At 68.8% G+C, this 17,548-nt stretch carries 11 protein-coding genes; 9 read left to right on the top strand and 2 right to left on the bottom strand.

Features of this window, described 5'->3' with window-relative positions; genetic code table 11:
• The 9 genes from HV824_RS23485 to HV824_RS23445 form a co-directional block, all read left to right on the top strand.
• Window positions 1-1,002 (top strand): TolC family protein (locus HV824_RS23485; RefSeq protein ID WP_176424262.1); only part of this gene is annotated, 1,002 nt, incomplete at its 5' end.
• On the top strand, window positions 990-2,147 hold the full coding sequence (locus HV824_RS23480) for an efflux RND transporter periplasmic adaptor subunit (protein ID WP_176424261.1): 1,158 nt from the start codon (window positions 990-992) through the stop codon (window positions 2,145-2,147). The genes HV824_RS23485 and HV824_RS23480, both read left to right, overlap by 13 nt.
• A 9-nt stretch (window positions 2,148-2,156) precedes the next feature.
• Window positions 2,157-5,303, top strand: coding sequence for an efflux RND transporter permease subunit (locus tag HV824_RS23475; protein ID WP_176424260.1), 3,147 nt, complete (start codon window positions 2,157-2,159; stop codon window positions 5,301-5,303).
• 69 nt (window positions 5,304-5,372) lie between these two features.
• On the top strand, window positions 5,373-7,235 hold the full coding sequence (locus HV824_RS23470; RefSeq protein WP_255208279.1) for a patatin-like phospholipase family protein: 1,863 nt from the start codon (window positions 5,373-5,375) through the stop codon (window positions 7,233-7,235).
• Window positions 7,232-8,200, top strand: coding sequence for a 3-oxoacyl-ACP synthase III family protein (locus tag HV824_RS23465; protein WP_176424258.1), 969 nt, complete (start codon window positions 7,232-7,234; stop codon window positions 8,198-8,200). Before HV824_RS23470 ends, HV824_RS23465 begins: the two co-directional genes overlap by 4 nt.
• Complete coding sequence (locus HV824_RS23460) at window positions 8,197-8,967, top strand: lysophospholipid acyltransferase family protein (protein ID WP_176424257.1); 771 nt, start codon at window positions 8,197-8,199, stop codon at window positions 8,965-8,967. The genes HV824_RS23465 and HV824_RS23460 overlap by 4 nt, the downstream gene beginning before the upstream one ends.
• Window positions 8,964-9,785, top strand: a complete 822-nt coding sequence (locus HV824_RS23455) for an SDR family NAD(P)-dependent oxidoreductase (RefSeq protein WP_176424256.1) — start codon at window positions 8,964-8,966, stop codon at window positions 9,783-9,785. Before HV824_RS23460 ends, HV824_RS23455 begins: the two co-directional genes overlap by 4 nt.
• 1,441 nt (window positions 9,786-11,226) lie before the next feature.
• Entirely contained in the window at window positions 11,227-11,844 is a 618-nt protein-coding gene (locus HV824_RS23450) for a DarT ssDNA thymidine ADP-ribosyltransferase family protein (protein ID WP_217917663.1), read from the top strand.
• Window positions 11,841-12,887: a macro domain-containing protein gene (locus tag HV824_RS23445; protein WP_176424254.1), complete on the top strand. Its 1,047-nt coding sequence runs from the start codon at window positions 11,841-11,843 to the stop codon at window positions 12,885-12,887. Before HV824_RS23450 ends, HV824_RS23445 begins: the two co-directional genes overlap by 4 nt.
• A gap of 258 nt (window positions 12,888-13,145) precedes the next feature.
• Here HV824_RS23445 and HV824_RS23440 read toward each other — a convergent pair whose 3' ends face one another.
• Window positions 13,146-14,000 carry a class I SAM-dependent methyltransferase gene (locus HV824_RS23440; RefSeq protein ID WP_176424253.1) on the bottom strand — a complete coding sequence of 285 codons (855 nt, stop codon included), beginning with the start codon at window positions 13,998-14,000 and terminating at the stop codon, window positions 13,146-13,148.
• Window positions 13,997-17,536 (bottom strand): serine/threonine-protein kinase, encoded by a 3,540-nt coding sequence (locus HV824_RS23435; RefSeq protein ID WP_255208278.1) that lies wholly within the window; start codon window positions 17,534-17,536, stop codon window positions 13,997-13,999. The genes HV824_RS23440 and HV824_RS23435 overlap by 4 nt, the downstream gene beginning before the upstream one ends.
• Between the last annotated feature and the right edge of the window lie 12 nt (window positions 17,537-17,548).

The following is a 17,548-nucleotide window of genomic DNA, read 5'->3' as shown; positions in this document are numbered from 1 at the left end:
CCCTTCCTGGGACTGCTCAACGCCACCCAGCCCCTGTTCAGTCTCCCGGCCATCCTCGCGCTGGGCACCGCGCGCGAGGCCCGGCGCACCGCCAACCTGTCGCTGGCGGAGACGCGGCGCCAGCTCACCCGCGCGCTGGCCCAGTCCCTGGTGGGCGTCTCCGCGCAGGAGCGACTGGCCGAGGTCAACCGCCTCAACCTCCGCACCGCGCTGGAGCGGCTGGCCCTCACCGAGCGCCGCTTCGAGCTGGGCGCGGGCACGCGGCTGGACGTGGTGCGCGTGCAGCAGGACACGGAGACGGCGCGAAACCTCGTCGTCCAGGGGGACGAGTCCCTGCGCAGGGCCCGGGAGACGCTGGGGCTGGTGCTGGGCATCCCCCAGGGCGTGGGCCTGGCCCGGGGCGTCCAGTTGGAGGCCCTGCTCCAGCACGCGCGGCGGGACTGCCAGCAGTTGGAGTCGCTCGACCGGCGCGCGGACCTCGCGGTGGCGCGCTCGCGGCGCACGCTGGCGGAGCGGCAGGTGTCGGAGGTGAAGGCGCTCTATGCCCCGACGCTCGCGCTGACCAGCACCACGCTGGCCCTCACGGTGGAAGAGGGCTTCGCGACGGTGCCGGTGTGGAACATCGGCGCCAGCCTGGTGCTGCCCTTGTGGGACGGCGGCGCGCGTGAGGGCCAACTGCGGCAGACGCGCGCGGGCGTGGAGGTGGCGAAGCAGGGCCTGCTGGAGCTGGAGCGCGCGGCCTCGGTGGAGGTGCTGCAGGCCCGGCGCGCCGTGCAGGTGGCGGACGCGGCGGCGCGCATCGCGGGCCGGGGACGCGCCCTGGCCGAGGAGAACGACCGGCTCACCCGGCGCAGCTTCGAGGTGGGGACGGGCACCAGCCTGGAGCTCATCCAGACGGCGGCGGACCTGCGACAGGCGGAGCTGCTGCTGGTGGTGCGCGAGTTCGAGCTGGAGCAGGCGCGGGTCGCCGCGTTTCTCGCGGAGGCGGCATGCGAGTGGTGAGGACGTGGAGCACGAGGCTCGCCGTACTGCTCCTCGCGAGCTGCCGTTCGCAGGGCGACCCGGGGCCGCAGGGAGGCCAGGCGGCCACGAACCAGCCCATGCAAGTGGAGGTGGAGCGCCTGGCACCCGCCGAGGTGCGCGAGTCCAACGAGTACCTGGGCGCGCTCAGCTCCCGCAGCAGCATCACCGTCTATCCGCAGGTCGCCGGCTACGTGAAGGCGATTCCGCTCGAGCCAGGAGCACGCGTCGAACAGGGCGAAGTGCTGCTCGTGGTGGACCCCCGGCGGCAGAGCGCGGGCCTGCGCGCCACCCAGGCGCAGCAGGCCGCCGCCAATGCCCAGCGGGAGTATGCGCGGCAGACGCGCAAGCGCAGCGAGCAGCTGCTGAAGGAAGGACTCCAGAGCCGCCAGGACTACGACCAGGCCGTGGCGCAGGCACTGCAAGCCGAGGCCAGCGCGCGCGCCATCGAAGCCCAGGTGCAGGCCCAGGAGGTCCAGCTCGGCTTCTACGAAGTGAGCGCGCCCTTCGCCGGCACCGTGGGCGACTACCCGGTGAACGTGGGCGACTTCGTGACGCAGCAGACGGCCCTCACCACGCTGGACCAGAGCAACACGCTGGAGGTGTCCGTGCAGATTCCCGTCGAGCGGGCAGGCACCGTCCGGGTGGGCGCCACGCCGATAGAGGTGTTGGACCCGGAGGGCCGGCTCGTGGTGTCCGCGCCGGTGTTCTTCGTGGCGCCCACGCCCAACGCCACCACGCAGCTCGTGGAGATACGCGGCATCTTCGAGAACACCGTGGGCCTGCGCGCCGGACAGTTCGTGCGCGCCCGGGTCGTCTATGCCACGCGCAAGGCCCTGCGCGTGCCCACCGCCGCCGTCACCCGCATCAGCAGCCAGTCCTTCGTCTTCGTGGCGCGGGACTCGGACGCGGGCACCGTGGCGCAGCGGGCGCCGGTGAGCCTGGGCCTCGTCTCCGGCAATGACTACGAGGTGACGGGCGGCCTGGACGCGGGCACGCCCGTGGTGCTCAGCGGCATCCAGATGCTCCGCGATGGCCAGCCCATCCGACCCAAGGCCCCCTCGCGCAAACCACCTCGGGGCGTGGGCGGCAGCGGGACCGACGGCGGCACCCCGCCGGAGCAGTGAGGGGCCGCCATGTTCACCGACTTCTTCATCCGCCGCCCCGTCTTCGCCAGCGTGGTCTCCATCATCATCACCCTGGTGGGGGCCATCTCCATCCCCACCCTGCCCGTCGAGCAGTACCCGGATTTGTCCCTGCCCGTGGTGCAGGTGACGGCGACGTACATCGGCGCCTCCGCGGAGACGGTGGAGAGCGCCGTCACCACCGTGCTGGAGCGGCAGCTCAACGGCGTGGAGGGCATGCGCTACATCGCCTCCACCAGCAGCAACACGGGCGTGAGCACCATCACCGTCACCTTCGACCCGGGACGGGACCTGGACATCGCCGCGGTGGACGTCCAGAACCGCGTGGCCACCGCGTCCGCGCAGCTCCCGGCCGCCGTCAACGCGCTGGGCGTCACCATCACCAAGGCCCAGACGCAGCTGCTCATCGCCTTCGGCCTGTTCGACGAGGAGAACCGCTACGAGACGGGCTTCCTCAGCAACTACGCGGACGTCTTCATCCGGGACGCGCTGCTGCGCGTGACGGGCGTGGGCGACGTGCGAATCTTCGGCGAGCGGCGCTTCGCCATGCGGCTGTGGCTGGACCCCACGGAGCTGGCCCGGCGCGGACTCACCGCCACGGACGTGGTGAACGCCCTGCGCGCGCAGAACGTCCAAATCGGCGCCGGACAGGTGGGCCAGCAGCCCGCGCCGCCGGGACAGACGTATCAGTTCACGGTGCGTGTGCTGGGGCAACTCACGTCGGCCGAGGAGTTCAACAACATCGTGGTGCAGCAGGGGCCGGACGGCTCGCTGGTGCGGATGAAGGACGTGGGCAGCGCGGAGCTGGGCGCGGAGAACTACGGGCAGCTCCTGCGCTTCAACGGCCGTGAGGCCGTGGGCCTGGGCATCTTCCAGCTCCCCGGCTCCAACGCGCTGGACGTGCGCGACGGCGTCGTCGCCGAGCTGGAGCGGCTGAAGGGAAACTTCCCGCCGGGCATGCGCTACGAGCGCGCCTTCGACACCACGGCGGCGGTGCAGGCCTCCATCGAGGAGGTGCTGGTGACGTTGGGCGAGGCCATCTTCCTGGTGGTGTTGGTCATCTTCGTCTTCCTGCACGGCTGGCGCAGCGTGCTGGTGGTGGCCACCACGCTGCCCGTGTCGCTGGTGGGCACCTTCCTCTTCATCAACGCGTTCGGCTTCTCCATCAACACGCTGACGCTCTTCGGCCTCACGCTGGCCACGGGCCTGGTGGTGGATGACGCCATCATCGTCATCGAGAACGTCGAGCGCACCATGGAGCAGGACAACGTGGGCCCTCGCGAGGCCACCCACCGGGGCATGAAGCAGGTGGCCGGCGCGCTGGTGGCCATCGCCCTGGTGCTGTCCGCGGTGTTCGTCCCGGTGTCCTTCTTCCCCGGCACCACCGGCATCATCTACCGGCAGTTCGCCCTCACCCTGGCGTTCTCCATCAGCCTGTCCGCGCTGGTGGCGCTCACCCTGTCCCCTGCCCTGTGCGCCCTCCTGCTGCGGCCCCACGAAGGCCAGAAGTGGAAGGTGTTCCGCATGTTCGACCGGGGGCTCGACGCGTTCCGGGACGCCTACGGCCGCCTGCTCGCGAAGCTCATCGGGCCGCTGCGCTGGCCGGTCGTGGCCGCCTTCATCCTCTGTCTGGCCGGCACCATCCTGGTGTACCGCCTCACGCCCGCGGGCTTCATCCCCGGCGAGGACCAGGGCTACCTCATCATCGCCGTGCAGGGGCCAGAGGGCACGTCGCTGGACTACACGCGACAGGTGCTCATCCAGGCGGAGGACGCGCTGCGCCAGCTGCCGGAGGTCGAGGACATCTTCACCGTGGGCGGCTTCTCGCTGCTGGGCACGGGCGTCAACTACGGCACCCTCTTCGTCAACCTGCGCCCGTGGGACGAGCGCGAGCGGCCGGACCAGAGCGTCGCGGGGCTGGTGGAGCGCCTGCGCCGTCCGCTGATGGCCATTGGCGGCGCGCGCGTGTTGCCCTTCGAGCCTCCCGCCATCCGTGGCGTGGGCAGCGTGGGCGGCTTCGAGTTCGTGCTGGAGGACCAGCAAGGAGGCTGGTCGCTGGCGCAGCTCGCGCAGACGACGGACGCGCTGGTGGGCGCGGCCAACCAGGACCCGGGCCTGCGCGGCGTCTTCTCCTCCTACACGGCGAACACGCCCCTCTTGGACGTGCAGGTAGACCGGGAGAAGGCCCTGGCGATGGGCGTCCCGCTGGAGGGCGTCTTCTCCACGCTGCAAGTCTACCTGGGCAGCCAGTACGTGAATGACTTCACCTTCGCCAGCCGCGTGTACCGCGTGTATGTGCAGGCCGCCGTCCCGTTCCGCAACGAGCCGCGCGACATCGACGCGCTCTACGTCCGCTCCGCGAAAGGAGAGATGGTGCCGCTGGAGTCGGTGGTGAAGGTGACGCCCATCACCAGCGCGCAGAACATCCAGCACTACAACCTGTACCGCTCGGCGACCCTCAACGGGCAGGCCGCGCCGGGCTCCAGCTCCGGGCAGGCCCTGGACGCGATGGAGGCGGTGGCGCGCAAGACGTTGCCCGTGGGCTACACCTTCGAATGGACGGGCCTGTCCCAGGAGCAGAAGGACGCGGGCCGCAGCGTGCTGCTCATCTTCGGGCTGGGCGTCGTCTTCGTCTTCCTGGTGCTGGCCGCGCAGTACGAGAGCTTCGCCCTGCCCCTGGTCATCCTCCTGGGCGTCCCCGTGGCCATGCTGGGCGCGCTGGGGCTGCAGAACCTGCGCGGCCTCCAGAACGACGTGTTCTGCCAGGTCGGGCTCGTCATGCTGGTGGGGCTGGCCAGCAAGAACGCCATCCTCATCGTCGAGTTCGCCGAGCAGCTCCGCCACGAAGGCCGGAGCGTCGTGGACGCCGCCATCCACTCCGCCCAGACACGCCTGCGTCCCATCCTGATGACGTCCTTCGCGTTCCTCATGGGCGTGGTGCCCCTGATGCTGGCCTCGGGGGCGGGGGCCTCCGCGCGCAAGTCCCTGGGCACCACCGTGTTCGGCGGGATGCTGCTGTCCACCTTCGTGAACCTCATCTTCATCCCCGTGCTCTACGTGGTGCTGGAGGCGGCCCGGGCCCGCGTCCGCCGGCACCCGCCGCCCTCCATCCGCCCGCCGGAGCCCCACACACCCTGAGTGCTGGCCAGGGGCCTGGGGACCCCCTGGATGCCCCGCCGGAGGGGCTTCGTTATCCTGCGGGGTGCCATGTCTCACTTCCCGTCACGCGATGACCCGCGGCGCCAGCGGCTGTATGCGCTGAAGCGCGCGCCCGGGCTCCGGCATCATGGCAACACGGCGCTGCTCCAACTGCTGGGCAAGGGCCAGGAGGTGTCCTGGGCTCGCGGCGCGGTGCTGTGCTGGGAAGGGGCGCCCGCCGAGGGCTTCTTCGTCCTCCTGGCGGGTGAGCTGGACGTCTTGCGCGGTGACGCGCTCCTGATGACGCTCCAGCCCGGCACGCCCCTGGGACTGGAGGCGCTGGCGAGCGGCAGCCACGCCTTCACCCTCCGCGCGGCGGTGGACTCCGAGGGCCTCTTCTTTCCGAAGGACGCTGTCGCGAGCCTGCTGCACGCGCCCCCCGGCGTGCAGGAGCGGCCCCGGCCGCCCGCGGAGGTCATCGCCTTCGAGAGCGACGTGCGCGGCGCGCCCCTGTCCTCGCTCATCGAGCTGGTGGCGAAGGTCATCCACCGTGACTTCGGCGACCGTGTGCTGCTGCTCCGCAGCGCACCGGGCGGGCATGACGCGCTCGTCACGCAGGGGACGGATGGCGTCCTGCGCGCCACGCTGCCCCCGGCTGAAGCGGGCGGTCGCGGCCTGCTGACCCCATCGGTGCTCCAAAGACTCACGGCCGAGCACGGCCTCCACTACGTCCTGCTCGACGGCTGCGGCGTGGCGGACGTCGGAATGACAGGCAAGACAGTCCGGCTGGTGACGACGCTGGACGCGCGACAGCCAGCGGACCCGCGCGTGCTGCCCACCGTGGTGGTGGACCCCCGCCGTGCGTCACGCGCATCAGCGCTGGGTGGCCAGTCCCCGCATCCCCAGTGGCTGCCGCCATGTCCCTTGCGGTTGAGCCTGGACAGGATGGCGCGGGTGCTCGTGGATGACCGGCCGCTGGACGCGGCGGCGCTGAGCCCCGCCGAGCGGGACGCCCTCTCCCGCTGGGCCCGCGCCCTCACCCACCGGCGCGTGGGCCTGGCGCTCAGCGGCGGCGGCGTGTGGGGCTTCTACCACGTCCACATCCTGCGCTGGCTGGTGAGCCAGGGTGTGCCCATCGACATCGTCAGCGGCGCCAGCATGGGCTCGCTGGTGGGCGCGTACTTCTGCGGCAGCGCGCTGGATGGGCACGACGGACTGGAGGGACTGCGGCGGCTGGAGGAGCGGGCCGTGAGCCGGCAGCTCACCCTGGCCGCCACGGCCGCCATCGTGAGCACGTATTCGCTGGAGCGCTTCGTGGCGCAGGACCTGGGCCGCCTCTGCCTGGAGGAGCTGGCCATCCGCTTCCTGCCCGTGACGACGGATTTGGCCCGCGGCGACTGCGTGGCGCTGGAGCAGGGGCCGGTGGCCCTGGCGGTGCGCGCCAGCGGCTCGGCGCCCGGCATCTGGGGCCCCACGGTGGTGCCTCCCGCGCGGTATGTGGACGGCGCCTTCACCAGCATGGTGCCCGCGAGCGTGCTGTTGAACGCGGGCGCGGACGTCATCTTCTCCAGCAACATCCTCCCCATCGGCGTCCGGCATGCGTCCCCTCTGCGAAAGTCAGGACTGGGGCGCTTCCTGGCGGGACTCAATCCGGTGGCCCGCGCGCTGGACCTGGCGGCCAGTGGCGTGCTGCTATTGCACCGCAGTGGCGACGTGGAGAGCCTGCTCGCGGACGTCCGCTACGACATCCAATCCGCGGAGGCGCCGCTGCTGACCGCCATGGCGTTCACCAAGGCCCGGGACATCCTTGGACGGGCGGCGGCGGATGCGTCGCTCGCGAAACGGCTGGAGGAGATGAAGCAGCACTGGCTCCAGGTCAAGGCCCGGAGCACCCGTGCCCACGCGCCTCCAGGAGGACAGCAAGCCGCATGATTCCCGTTCGCATCCTGGGTACCGCCAGTGTCCTTCCCGGCCCCGCGGTGACGACCGCGGCGTTGTGCGCGCGCGTGGGACGCGACGCCGCGGAGGTGGAACGAAAGACGGGCATCCGCACCCGCCACTTCGCGCCACCGGGGATGAAGGCCGCGGACGTGGCGGCGCAGGCGCTGCGCGGCGCGCTGGAGGCGGCGGGGCTGGAGGCCCGGGCCCTGCGTCGCATCCTCTGCGTCACCTCCATGGGCGGAGACGTCACCACGCCCGCCACCGCCAACCGCGTGGCGGCCGCGCTGGGCCTGTCGGGCAGCTGCGACGCGATGGACGTGAGCAACGCCTGCATGGGCTTCCTGAGCGCCTTCGACCTGGCGGCGCGCTCGGTGGCCACGGGGCTGGGGCCGGTGGGCATCGTGTCGGTGGAGCTGCTGTCGCGCACCACCACGCCCGAGGAGCCTCGCCCCTACCTGGTGCTGGGTGACGCGGCCGCCGCCGCCGTGCTGGGCACGGGCCGCCCCGGCGAAGGCGTGCTGGGCGTGGCCCTGGGCAATGACGGCACGCTGCCCACGGACGTGGTGCTGGAGAACCCGATAGCCACCGGCAAGCTGGAGCGGATGCGCTTCCTGACGCCCAGCAAGGAGATGACCCGCGTGGCGCTGGACGCGCTGGTGCGAGCGGCGCGCGCGGCGCTGGACGAGGCCGGCGTGGCCCTGCGCGACGTCGAGTGGGTGCTCACGCACCAGCCGAATGGCAGCATGCTGGAGGCCATCCTCCAGGCGCTGGCGGTGTCACCGGAGCGGAGCGTGCGCGTGGTGGACACGGTGGGCAGCGTGGGCTCGGCCTCGCTGGGCACCAGCCTGGACCGGCTGCTGCGCACGCGTCCGGTGAAGCCAGGGCACCGCATCCTCCTGGTGGGCGTGGGCGCGGGCGTGGCCCACGGCGCGGTGCTGTACCAGGTGGGCGGATGACACAGGCGGGCGGTTGGCCCCTGAAGGCCTGGCTGACGACGTTTCGGTTGCTGCGCCGGTATCACCGCTACGAGGTGGTGAACCTGGAGCCGCTGCTCCGTCCCGGCGCGAAGCTCATCGTCGGCTACCACGGGCGGCCCCTGGCCGTGGACCTGTGCATGCTGACGGTGACGCTCCACGAACGCCTGGGCTACCTGCCGCACGGCGTGGCGCACGGCGCGTTCGCTTCGATTCCGGGCATGCGCGCGGTGGCGGACGGGCTGGGCTTCGTCACGGGGGATGACCCTCGGCTGGCGGAGGCGGTGTCGCGTGGCGAGCATGTGTTGTTGCAGCCAGGAGGCACGCGCGAGGGCTGCCGTGACTTCCGCCACCGCTACCGCGTCGACTGGGGCGAGCGCATGGGCTACCTGCGCCTGGCGGCGCGCTACCGGCTCCCCATTGTCCCCGTGGGTGGCAGCGGCATGGACGACGCATACGTCGGCCTCAACGACGGGTACGCGCTGGGCCGGCGAGTGGGGATGCCCGGGCGGCTGCCGCTGTGGCTGGGCGTGGGCGCAACGGGCCTGTGGCCCTTGTCGCTTCCCTTGCCCGTGAAGATGACGCAGTGGGTGGGCGAGCCGCTGACGCGTCACCTGGAGCCGGGCTTCGACACGGGCGACCGGGACGCGATGCGGGCGGCGCACCAGGAAGTGGCGGGCACGGTGCAGGGGCTGCTCGACAGGGCTCGCGGCGTGGACAACGGCAGCACACGGAAGGCCGTGCCATGAGCGAAGGTTTCGAGGCGCGGCAGTGGGCGCTCATCCTGGGAGCTTCATCTGGCACGGGGGCGGCCATCGCGGAGGCGGTGGCTCGAAAGCCTGGACTGAATGTCTTCGGGGTCCACCGGGGCCGGTACGCGGACGGTGCCGTGAAGTTGGAGCAGCGGGTGCGGGACGCCGGTGGACGCGGGGTGCTGTGGCAGGCGGATGCGTCTTCACCGGAGGCCGCGGAGGCGGGCGTGGCGGCGCTGCGGGAGGTCGCCGGGCCTCGGAGCGTGAAGCTCTTCGTGCATTCGATTGCGGGCGCGTCGGTCGGGCGCTTCCTGTCCGAGGGCGAGGACCGGCTGCACGCGCGGCGCATCCGCCGAACGTTCGACACGATGGCGCATTCCTTCGTGTTCTGGGCACAGGCCCTGGTGGAGGAAGACATGCTGGCGCCGGAGGCCCGGCTCCTCGGGCTGCAGAACCCGCTGGATGAGACGCACCTGGGGAACACGGGACTCATCAGCGCGTCGAAGGCGGCGCTGGAGATGTACGTGCGCTACCTGGCCATGGAGCTGGGGCCGCGAGGTCACCGCGTCAACCTGCTGAAGTTCGGCACGGTGATGACACCCGCGCTGAAGCACGTGTACTCACCCGAGGCCCTGGCGCGCCTGGAGGCCGCCCACGCGAGGATGAACCCCGCGGGACGCATGGGCACCGTGGAGGACGTGGCCCGCTTCGTCACGGTGCTCGCCGGTGAGGAGGCGGGTTGGTTCAACGGGGCCACCATCGACTTCACCGGGGGGATGACGCTGCGGCTGTTGGACTTGGTGCTGAATCCGTGAAATGGGCAAGGTCACGGCACCAGGCCAGTAACGCGCGGCCAACGTTACTGCGTCAGGGGTCGGAGGGGTGAAGGGGGATGCCGAGCAGGCGAGGTGAGTCGTAGTCATTGTTGATGCGGTGGCCGGTGGGGCAACGAAGCACCCAGGTGACACTCACCCGCGCCGTAGCGCGCCGCGCGGTGATGAAGTTGTTGTGGAAATGCCGCTCAGGTCGAGAGCGACTACGAGTAGCAGTCAGCCGCTCCTCAGGCCGAGGAGGGAAACGCCGCGTGCATTGCGCCATGAAAAAGCGTAGCAGCTCAGCGCGACGGGGATATGGCGATGCCATCCAGGGAAGTAGCGGCCTGCGCAATAGTCCAGTCCCAGTTTCTCCTTGGCTGCCCTCGTAGACGCGCTCGGTTCTCCAGCGCCGCGTCACCAAGCGGATGAACTGCCTCTTCATCCGGATCCCTGACTGGGATAGCAGGAAGTAATTGGCGGGCTCGGGCTCACCGTCTCATCATTCAATGAGTAACCCCAGGGACTCCTGCTGCTGCCGGGGGACACTCATGACGACGATGTGACCGTCCAGGATCGGACCATGAATCGACTGAGGATTGGCCAAACGGATCGCCCTGCAGAAATGTCTGGGAGCGGCGACTCTAGTTCGCGGCGCTGACGAGGCTGGGACGGCCAAGCGGATCGACCCCTGGCTACTTTGGCTTCGCTGACTGCGGGCCTGTGATTCCGCGCCGGAGGCGGGTTGCGGCAGTTGTCGCCTTCAATGATGAGGATGTGGGCGCGGTGAAAAAGCCGATCCCCTGGCGGCGCTGGCCATCAGCGGGGCTCCTACGAGGGGTGGCCACTCTTCGATAGAGCGGTTGGAGATGATGACGGTGCTGCGGCCCTGGCGGACCATCGCATAGAGATCCATCGGCTCGTCGTGGGTGAGGCCACGCTGGCCAAGGTTATAGAATGAGCAAGTCGGGCGAAGTGAAGCGCAGGAAGCGGTTGTTGTTGCCGTGCACGCTAGTTGATGGTCGCGTGATCCAGTTAGCACTACTGGCAGAAAATACCTCTTAACCGCCATACCACAGCTGCGTTCATGAAGGAATCCATACCTACTTCATGAGGGTGGCCGGTGGCGGCTAATGCAATGACGGCCAGCGCGCCCAACTCTCCATCGCCCCTCGACTTAAGTTTGACGCAGTAGCAATAACAGCAACACATCAGGGGGCAGCAATGCGGTCAGAATGCACCCAATAGATGTCTTCCCACTATCAAACTAGGCTCTAGCTGACAGCACAGGCAGCGCCGTCAACATGCCCTTCAACTTCAACAACGATGTCCACGGCAAGCCAAAACCCACACGAACACACTTCACACACATAGACACACGCCATTTCTGCCGAGCAACCGAGCAACCGAGCAACCGTTCGGCAGGTGAGGTGATGCGCTACCCATGACGCTGGAATTAAATCGAATGAGCAACCGCAACAAAAAACTCGTTTACCACCTGACTGCAGTGTCGAACCTGAAGAGCATCCAAGAGCGAGGGCTCCTATCTCGTCATGATCTCGGCGGGGAAATCCTCGGATTCAAGGATGTCGCCAAGCCGGACATTCTCGAAGGCAGGAAAACCTACAGCCTGGATAAAATGGTCCCTTTTCATTTTATCTGTAAAAGTCCATTCGACTATGGCGTGATCCGTGCAAATCCCAAAGAAGCCTTTGCGCTACTTTCAGTAAACAGAACTTATGCACAACAAAGCGGGTGGAAGATTCTTGCAAGGCACCCACTTTCTAACGGTGAGCCACTAGAAATTCTCGAATGGAAAGAAGGAATAAGCAGCATAAACTGGAATCAAATGGATCGTAAAGACCGGGACTATTCGGACAACGAATGCAAGCAAGTATGCATGGCAGAAGCACTAAGCCCTACGGCGGTTCATTTCGATGAAATACGGTGTATTTTCGTCGCAACAGAGAAGACAAAATCTAGGATTTTGAAGGAAATCGGCAAGAAGCATGAAGGGCTAGTGCTCATAAACCCGAACATGCTGCCCAAGGGCTGCCCATGATACGATTCATTCGAGGGAACCTTTTCGACAGCAAGGCCGTCGCATTGGTCAATACCGTCAATTGCGTCGGCGTTATGGGCAAGGGAATCGCCTACCAGTTCAAGCGGTCTTTCCCTCTGATGTTTGAAGACTATGCCGCGCGATGCAGTCGAGGGGAAGTGCGCCTCGGAGAGGTCACTCACTTCCATGAACGCGGAAAGACAATAATCAATTTCCCAACCAAGAACCATTGGCGCTCAGCCTCACGCATCGAAGATATCTCCGCTGGCTTAGATGCCCTACATCGTCTCATCATCCACGAACAACTCCCATCCGTGGCAATCCCTCCACTGGGCTGCGGCAACGGCGGACTCAACTGGACCAAAGTCAAAGACACAATCACTTCAAAACTAACCAACCTAAGATTCACCCAGATAGAGATCTACGAACCTGTCGGGCAGTTCGAATCGGTCGTCGCACGAGAACCCAAGCTATCACTCTCTCATTTCATACTCGCAACATTAAGGGTCGGCCTCAAACGACCAACAAAGCTCGGAATTCAAAAGGCCGCCTACTTCTTCAATATATTCTCCCGGACAGAATTCTTCCGATTCACTGAGTACAAGTTTGGCCCCTATTGCGTAGCCATTGACCCTATGTACAACGCAATCCGCGACTATCTATCATTCACAGGAATGAACGCGGAGCAGATGGCCCAAGATGGGTGGGCGCGAAAACTACCAGGACCAGAAGCAGCAAGATTACAAGCATGGGCACCAGCGATTAATGCGGCAATTTCACTCTGCAATCAAGTAGGCGACCAAATCGAAGCCGTTGCAACGACGCACGCCATTATAGCAAGGGAGGGCACCACCACTCGCGAACAGCTTGTCCGCGATTTCTTCAATTGGTCCGCAGAGAAGTCAAAACATTTCTCGGCACAGGACGTGTTCGACGCTGCGGAACTTTTGAAAAAACAAGGACTCATCCATGCAACGCTCTGGGGGTTTGAAATCACATCGCCACGACCTCAAGCAAACACCCACAACACACCACCCACATAGAATCAGCCTTATCTAGCCCCATGTGTGTGGCCTAGCCTGCGGTAAGCGCATTGATCGCCAGAGTCCAAGCGGTCCATGAATACTGTGGAAAATCGAGTGTCGCGTCTAGTTGCAATAGCCCCATGCCCACTACCAGTGACCAGCCGACTTTTCCGCTCGCGCCAACCTGACCGTGGAGCAATCTTCATTACCATGCCTGTATCAACACGAAAAACCGATTTTCAGTTCAATTGACCAAGTAGCCATGTCACCACAGGTTTACTGAATCCGGAACGACAGACAGTAATAGAACGGTGCCACCTGCTCCTCGGTGACGTCGAACGCGCCCGCGGGCAGCAGCTCCCGGGGGCAGTGCGGCTCCCGTGAGTAGAACGTAATCGCGCGGAACGCGGCGCGCTGGAACAGCGAGGGCCGGAAGACCGGGTCCAGTTGCTCGTCCACCACCACCAGCGGCGTGCCCGGCTTCGCCACGCGCGCCATCTCCGCCAGGGCCCGCTCGGGTGCCCGGTAGCCGCCAATACCACCGACGTGAAACACCCGGTCGAACGACGCCTCCGGGAACGGCAGCGCGTGCGCGTCCGCCATCATCAGCCGCACGCCCGCATAACCTCCAGACCGCAGCCGCCGCTTGCAGTGCTTGAGCATGCCCTCGCTCAGGTCCACGCCCCACACCTCCACGTCGAGCCCCGGCGACAGGCCCTCACGCAGGAGCGGCAGGTTCGCCCCCGAGCCCACGCCCACCTCCAGCACCCGCACCGGGCTCCCGTCCTCGTGCGGCGTCAGCGAGCCGAGCGCCACGCGGCGCATGTACCCGGCGCGCATCCGCGCCTCCGAGACAGACTGAAACAGCGGCGTCAGCACCGTCGTCAGCGGGTCATGCAACACCGGCAACCCATCGTAGAGGACGCGCATCAGCCGGTCCGTCCCGCGCACCGCGTCCTCGCGATACAGCCGCGCCATGCCACGCGCCACGCGCCACGCCTCGCCGCAACCACCGCAGCGCAGCCACCCGTCGCGGAGGCAGCCCTCCGCCTCGAGCCCGTGGAACACCAGCGCCCCACCACAGGCCGGACACGCCAGCGACGCCACGTCCCGGGCACGCACACCGTTCATGACAGCGCGAGCGCCTCCGCGCGGGCCTGCTCATCCCGCATGCCCAGCCGGGTGAACAACTCCACCGCGCGCTGCTGATGGACACCTCGCGCCGGGTCCTCCGAGGGCAGGTGCCTGGCCAGCGCCAGCCGCGCGTGGGCCTCCTCGAAGGACTGGCCCTTCCTCGACGCGACGGCGATACACCGGCGCCACGCCTCGAAGGCCCGAGTGGCGTCGCCGTCCAGCCAGGCCTCCCGCCCCCGCCACAAGCGCGCCGCGGCTTCACCGAAGGGGAACACCTTGGCGAAGACCTCCGCCTCCCGGCGCGCGGCCTTGGCGCTCGCCACCAGCGAGGCCTCCGCGCCCCGCTCCCACAGCGTCAGGAGCACCTCCGCTACCGTCATCACGCCGAAGTAGACGAAGTGCGCCACCGGCTTGCCGGACGACATCTTCGCCAGCGCCTGCTCCGCCGCGGCCCGAGCCCCCTCCGCGTCCCCTTCACGCAGCCGCAGCAGCGCCAGCGTCCCCTCCACGATGATGCGGTCCGTCTGCCCGCCCTGCGCCTCCGTCCACGCCAGCGTCTGCTCCAGCGCGGCGCGCGCCTTCGCGGAGTCGCCCAGCCGCAGGTGGATGTGCGCCTGGTAGTGCAAGGCCCAGTGCTCCGTCTGGAGCGCCCCACGCCGCCGCGCCGAGTGCTCCAGCCACGCCATCAGCGGCAGCCCCCGCGCGAACTTCCCCTGGTAACACGACACCACCGTCAGCAGCGCGCGGCACTCCTCCGCCAGCCGCACGTCCCCCACCGAGTCGACGATGCCCATGGCCCGCTCCAGCCACGCCTCGGCCTCCGCCCACCGCGCCACGTACGCGCCATACACGGCGTTGCGGCACAGCACGAAGGCCAGGTCCGCGGGGTTGCCCACGCGCTCGGCCACCTCCAACGCGCGGCGGGCCCACGTCTCCGCCACCGCCCGGATGGGCAGCGTGCCCGCCACCACCGCCATGCTCGTGTAGCTCCGCGCCAGCTCCGGCGACGCGCCCGCCGGCTCGCACAGGTTCAACGCGCGCAGGCCGGACCAGAGGACGGGCAGCGCCTGGTGCGCATAGATGAACGCATCGAGCAGCCGCATCAGCAGCCGCCCCGCCACGCGCCGCACCCGCCGCCGCTCCTCCGTCTCCTCGTCGTAGTCCTCCGGCCGGGAGCTCTGCGCCAGCCGCAGCAGGCCCTGCCCCAGCGTCCCCAGCGCCCAGCCCATGCGACTGGACGGCACCGGCCAGCCGAAGTGCCGCAGCGCGCGCTCCGCGTGCTCACGAAAGGCCTGGAGTTCCCCCAACTGGAAGCGCGTCTCCGCCAGGTGCGCCTCCAGGTGCCCCAGCGTCATCGCGTCGCCCCCCACCTCGGTCACCCGTGTCAGCGCCCGGGTGAGGAAGGGCAGCGCCTCGCGGCACGCGCCCACGCGCAGGGCCTCCTCGCCCGCGCGCCGCGCATAGCGCGCCTCCCGCAGCGGATCCCCCGCCATGCCCCAGTGGTAGGTGAGCGCCGCCGTCCACTCCGCGCGCTGCCCGTGCGCCGCCTCCATCGCCAGCGCGGCGCGCCGGTGCAGCGCGGGCCGCGCATCCACGGGCAAGTCATCCAGCACCCCTTCGCGCAGCTTGTCGTGCGCGAAGCGCCAGCGCCCATCCGCCACGTCCAGCACCGCCGCCGCCGCGCAGTCCGTCAGCCAGCGCTCCACGTCCACCTCCGGCGCGGCCCGTCGCAGCAGCGGCACGTCCACCTGCCGCCCGACGATGGCGGCCACCTGCAGCAGCTCGCGCGACGGCACCGGCACCTTCTCCAGCCGCCGCTGCACCAGCCTGCGCACGCCGCCAGCGAAGACGCGCTCCGGCAGCGCCATGTCACCCAGCCGGTCCAGCCCTCCCGCCTCCTCCGCCAGCGCCCGCACCACCTCCACGAGGAAGAAGGGGTTGCCCTCCGTCTCGCGCAGCAGCAGGTCCACCAGGTGCGGCCGGGCTCCGGGGGCGCCCATCATGGACTCACTGAGGATGGAGACCTCCCGGGCGTCCAGCCGAGGCAGCCGCAGCAGCGACAGGCCCGGCAGCGCCGAGGGGAGCGCGGGCGCCTCATCGTCACGGAAGCTGCCGATGAACAACAGGCGCAGCGCCACCGCCCGCGTGGCGAGCCGTGAGAGCAGATGCAGCGACTCATCGCCCGCCCAGTGCAGGTCCTCCAGCACCACCACCACGGGCTGGGCCAGCCGCGCGAACACGTCCTCCACCACCTGGAGCAGCCGCGCCTGCACCATGTCCGCGCCCACCTCGGCGGGGTCCGCGACGGGGTGCCCCAGCAGCGCCTCGAGGTCCGGAACCAGCGGCTTGAGGATGCTGGCCTCGCGCTCACTCAGCGTGGTGAGGATGGCCAGCCAGCGCAGCACCGGGCGCCACTCCTGGTATGGGCTGCCGCCCGCCGCCACGCCCTGGCCCCGCAGCACCACCGCGCCCTTCACCAGCGCCAGCGCGCGCAGCTCCTCCAGCAGCCGCGACTTGCCCACGCCGCTCTCCCCACCCACCAGCCACGCGCCGCCGCGGCCCACCATCGCCGACTCCAGCACGGTGGACAGCCGCGCCTGCTCCGCCACCCGGCCCACGTAGCGCGCGGCCTGGAGGAAGCTCTCGCGCGCGGCGGCGGACTCGGGCGGCAGCGGCTCACCGGTGGCGGCGCAGAGCTCGGCAATCACCGCGTCCGCGTCGCGGGGCCGCAGCTTCGGGTCCGGCGACACCAGCCGCTCCAGCACGGCCTTCAGCGCGGGCGGGAAGTCCGGCGGCGAGGGCACCTGTCCGGCATGCGGCAGCCGGCCGAACATCATCTGGCTGGCCATGGCGCCCACGCTGAAGAGGTCCGTCACCTCCGAGGGCGGCTGGTCCTCGAACAGCTCCGGCGCCAGGTAGCCCGGCGTGCCGCCCGGCTGCGCCCGGTGGACGTGCTCGCGCCCCACCGCCAGGCCGAAGTCCAGCACCTTCACCTGCCCGTGGGCCACCAGCACGTTGGCGGGCTTGAGGTCGCGGTGGATGATGCCGCGCCGGTGCAGGTACGCCAGCGCCATCAGCGTCTGCACCAGCAGCCCCACCTGCACGCGCAAGGGCTGCCCCGTGCCCGCCTGCACCAGGTGCCGCGCGTCCTCCAGCAGGTCCATGGCCAGGTAGGGCCGATGCTCGGCGTCGAAGCCGTAGTCCAGCACGCTGATGACGTGCGGGTGGCGCAGCGAGGCGAGCGTCTGGAACTCGTGCGCCAGCGACAGCGCCAGCTCGTGTCGGGCAATGGAAGACGGGGTGTATTCGCCCTCGGGCAGCCGGGGCAGCCGCGCCAGGTCCTCCAGCGTCTGGTGCAGCCGCTTCACCGCGACGGGGCCCGCCAGCAGGTCCTGCGCGCGCCACACCGTGCCCGCACCGCCCCGGCCCAGGAAGTCGAGGATGCGGTAACGGCCGCCCACGACCTCGCCCTCCGCGTGGCGACGCGCCGCATCCTCCGGCGGGTGCCGGGTTTCGTGAGGAGATTGACGCATCAAGGGGGGCCG

The organism is Myxococcus sp. AM009, assembly GCF_013372605.1.
GTDB lineage: Bacteria > Myxococcota > Myxococcia > Myxococcales > Myxococcaceae > Myxococcus > Myxococcus vastator.
This window is presented reverse-complemented; position numbering and strand designations above follow the sequence as displayed.

Bases quoted from the DNA above. Each gene is read 5' to 3' on its own strand.
- HV824_RS23480 (WP_176424261.1), top strand. From the start codon at position 990: ATGCGAGTGGTGAGGACGTGGAGCACGAGGCTCGCCGTACTGCTCCTC.
- HV824_RS23475 (WP_176424260.1), top strand. From the start codon at position 2,157: ATGTTCACCGACTTCTTCATCCGCCGCCCCGTCTTCGCCAGCGTGGTC.
- HV824_RS23470 (WP_255208279.1), top strand. From the start codon at position 5,373: ATGTCTCACTTCCCGTCACGCGATGACCCGCGGCGCCAGCGGCTGTAT.
- HV824_RS23465 (WP_176424258.1), top strand. From the start codon at position 7,232: ATGATTCCCGTTCGCATCCTGGGTACCGCCAGTGTCCTTCCCGGCCCC.
- HV824_RS23460 (WP_176424257.1), top strand. From the start codon at position 8,197: ATGACACAGGCGGGCGGTTGGCCCCTGAAGGCCTGGCTGACGACGTTT.
- HV824_RS23455 (WP_176424256.1), top strand. From the start codon at position 8,964: ATGAGCGAAGGTTTCGAGGCGCGGCAGTGGGCGCTCATCCTGGGAGCT.
- HV824_RS23450 (WP_217917663.1), top strand. From the start codon at position 11,227: ATGACGCTGGAATTAAATCGAATGAGCAACCGCAACAAAAAACTCGTT.
- HV824_RS23445 (WP_176424254.1), top strand. From the start codon at position 11,841: ATGATACGATTCATTCGAGGGAACCTTTTCGACAGCAAGGCCGTCGCA.
- HV824_RS23440 (WP_176424253.1), bottom strand. From the start codon at position 14,000: ATGAACGGTGTGCGTGCCCGGGACGTGGCGTCGCTGGCGTGTCCGGCC.
- HV824_RS23435 (WP_255208278.1), bottom strand. From the start codon at position 17,536: ATGCGTCAATCTCCTCACGAAACCCGGCACCCGCCGGAGGATGCGGCG.